The following is a 2337-nucleotide window of genomic DNA, read 5'->3' as shown; positions in this document are numbered from 1 at the left end:
TAAACGGACGCCTGTGCTCGGCCCGCATCGTAGCTTCATGGTTGAATGATCTTGTCGCGAACAGCGATCATCACAGCCTGGGTCCGGGTCGCTGCACCAAGCTTTCGGCAAAGATGCTTGATGTGTTCTTTGACTGTTCGACTGGTGATGTGAAGCTTCTCGCCGATCTCCCACGTTGACTTGCCGTTGGCTGCCAGCGTCAAGATTTCCCGTTCACGCGGCGTCAAGCCGCTTGGTGCTGCGCAGGTGGGCCATGAAGCTTGAGGATACGGTCAAACGCATAGATCGCCATGAGGTGCAGGGCTGGCAATTCGCTATCCGGCAGATCGAGCGTTGCTCCTCCGAACCAGACCTGCCCGGCGCGACGCGCATGCGAAACCACCGGGACGACGATGCCCTCGACGAGAGCGAAGTCGCGGCATAACTGCACGACCTCGGCCGCCCGTGGCTCGCGCTCGGGATCGTAAGGCGAATCCCGGAACCATCTAAACGGCCGAACTGTCGTCTGGGCGTGGCGGAAGCCGGGATCATCATGCACGTAGCCTTTTTCGGCATAGACCTCTTCGAGGCCGTCCGGAAGTCGGCTGGCCGCTGTCACATCCTTGAAAGTGCTGGTCGGCGTGGGAATGAAGGTGAACAGATAGTGCTCAATGCCGTGCCGGTTCAGCACGCAACCCATCGCATCCATGATCTCCCCGGCAGTGGAAAGACGCTCGATGTCTTCAACGAACTCAAACGCACTGCGGCGAATTTCAGCGAAAGGTCGATGCATCTGGCAGCCCCCCACATGTCCAAGCCTACATCAGGCCCCGCAAAAGAGAAGCAGGCTGACATTGATCGGGCCAACAAAGAGGTGTTGGTGAACCGAGCCGCTGAGGCCATTTGCTGCGGCCATGAGTCCGGTTTTGGCCCCAAGCGGCCGACCCGGCATGTCGGCTTAATGTCTACTCTTCGGGGGTGAAGCGGACGCGATATGCTCAACCCGAGTTCTTCCGCGTATGACCCCGAAGCAGACCTACAATTGGCTCGCAGAATCAACCCGTGGTTGTCGCTTGCCAATCGATCCGCTACGACAGACTTAGACGAAAAGCGAACGTCCCCCATTTGAGGTCTACGTCAAATGCTCACGGTTTATGGTCGGAAATCGTCGTTCAACCTGCAAAAGGTTATGTGGCTGGTCGGTGAGCTGGGCATAGCGCACAAGCATGTCGAGCTGGGAGGCTCGTTCGGGGGTCTCGATACGGCCGAATTCCTGGCTATGAACCCGCATGGACGCGTTCCAGTGATTGATGACTCCGGTGTCATCGTTTGGGAGTCGCACGCCATCTTGAGGTATCTTGCGGCCAAATACTCTGCAGAAACGTCGTTTTGGCCAATGAAACCGGCTGAGCGCGCGAAGGCGGATCAATGGATGGACTGGTCGCAAACCGCGTTGCAGCCGGCATTCATGGTTGGCGTGTTTTGGGGCTGGTACAGAACGCCTGAGGCGCAGCGCAATCTGGGTGCAGTCAACAAAGCTCTGGAACAAACCGGCCGTTGTCTGAAGCACATCGACCGTCAGTTGAAAGGAAGGTCTTTCATGCTTGGAGACCATCTGTCACTCGCAGATATTCCGATAGGTACCCATCTCTATCGCTATCTCAATCTTGACCTTCCGCGCCCGAACTTGCCGAGCGTCGAGCGCTGGTATGAGCGACTGCAATCGAGCTCCGCCTATCGCGAGCATGTGTGCGTACCATTCGATGAGCTCTACGGCCGGCTTGATTTTTGAGGAAACCGATGGCGATCCTCACATGCCGCGAACAGAATTTTATAATTCGGCCATTCCGACCTGGTGACGCGCCGGCAGCACGCCGGCTCATTGAAACCGTTTGGCGTGAGCATTTCCATGATCATCCGGACCCTTTTGTGCGGGATTTCATGTATTCGCGACTATCAGACCTCGAAAATACGGAAACCTTGTATGTCGATCGGGCTCTCTTTTTGTGTGCGATCGCAGAAAACGAAATCATCGGTACCGGTGCGATCAAGCGTTGCGATGATCGAGAGTGCGAAATGGTTCGAATGTTTGTCGGCCCAGCCTACCGAGGCCGCGGGATCGCACGAGCTATCTCGGATAGACTTATCAGCTTTGCCCGCAGGGCAGGATACGAGCGCATACGATTGTCAAGCAACAACGCGCTGACAGCCTCGCATCGGCTGTACGAAAGAATGGGCTTCCAACCCACGGGTCCCTGGGACCCAGGTGGCGAAGGTTACTCGCGCTATTACGTCCTCCGCATATGAAAGACCGATATTCTCATGGCGGAGACAGAGGCCCCCAATGTCCACTAATGG

At 56.7% G+C, this 2337-nt stretch carries 4 protein-coding genes; 2 read left to right on the top strand and 2 right to left on the bottom strand.

Going from position 1 to position 2337, the window contains the following annotated elements; translation table 11 throughout:
- Nucleotides 1–35 precede the first annotated feature (35 nt).
- Together AKN84_RS49840 and AKN84_RS44175 are read right to left on the bottom strand one after the other, a co-directional pair.
- Nucleotides 36–203 (bottom strand): response regulator transcription factor, encoded by a 168-nt coding sequence (locus tag AKN84_RS49840; protein WP_244485803.1) that lies wholly within the window; start codon nucleotides 201–203, stop codon nucleotides 36–38.
- Between the two features lie 20 nt (nucleotides 204–223).
- Nucleotides 224–772, bottom strand: a complete 549-nt coding sequence (locus AKN84_RS44175; protein WP_050426589.1) for an autoinducer binding domain-containing protein — start codon at nucleotides 770–772, stop codon at nucleotides 224–226.
- Nucleotides 773–1120: 348 nt separating this feature from the next.
- On the opposite strand from AKN84_RS44175, the gene AKN84_RS44170 reads away from it, so the two are divergent.
- On the top strand, nucleotides 1121–1771 hold the full coding sequence (locus AKN84_RS44170) for a glutathione S-transferase family protein (RefSeq protein ID WP_050426588.1): 651 nt from the start codon (nucleotides 1121–1123) through the stop codon (nucleotides 1769–1771).
- Between the two features lie 8 nt (nucleotides 1772–1779).
- A complete protein-coding gene (locus AKN84_RS50965) occupies nucleotides 1780–2286 on the top strand; it encodes a GNAT family N-acetyltransferase (protein WP_128971729.1) in 507 nt (168 codons plus the stop codon).
- Nucleotides 2287–2337 lie beyond the last annotated feature (51 nt).

The organism is Bradyrhizobium tropiciagri (assembly GCF_001189845.1).
GTDB lineage: Bacteria > Pseudomonadota > Alphaproteobacteria > Rhizobiales > Xanthobacteraceae > Bradyrhizobium > Bradyrhizobium tropiciagri.
Note: the sequence above shows the minus strand (reverse complement) of the source record. Positions and strands in the feature narration are given on the sequence as shown.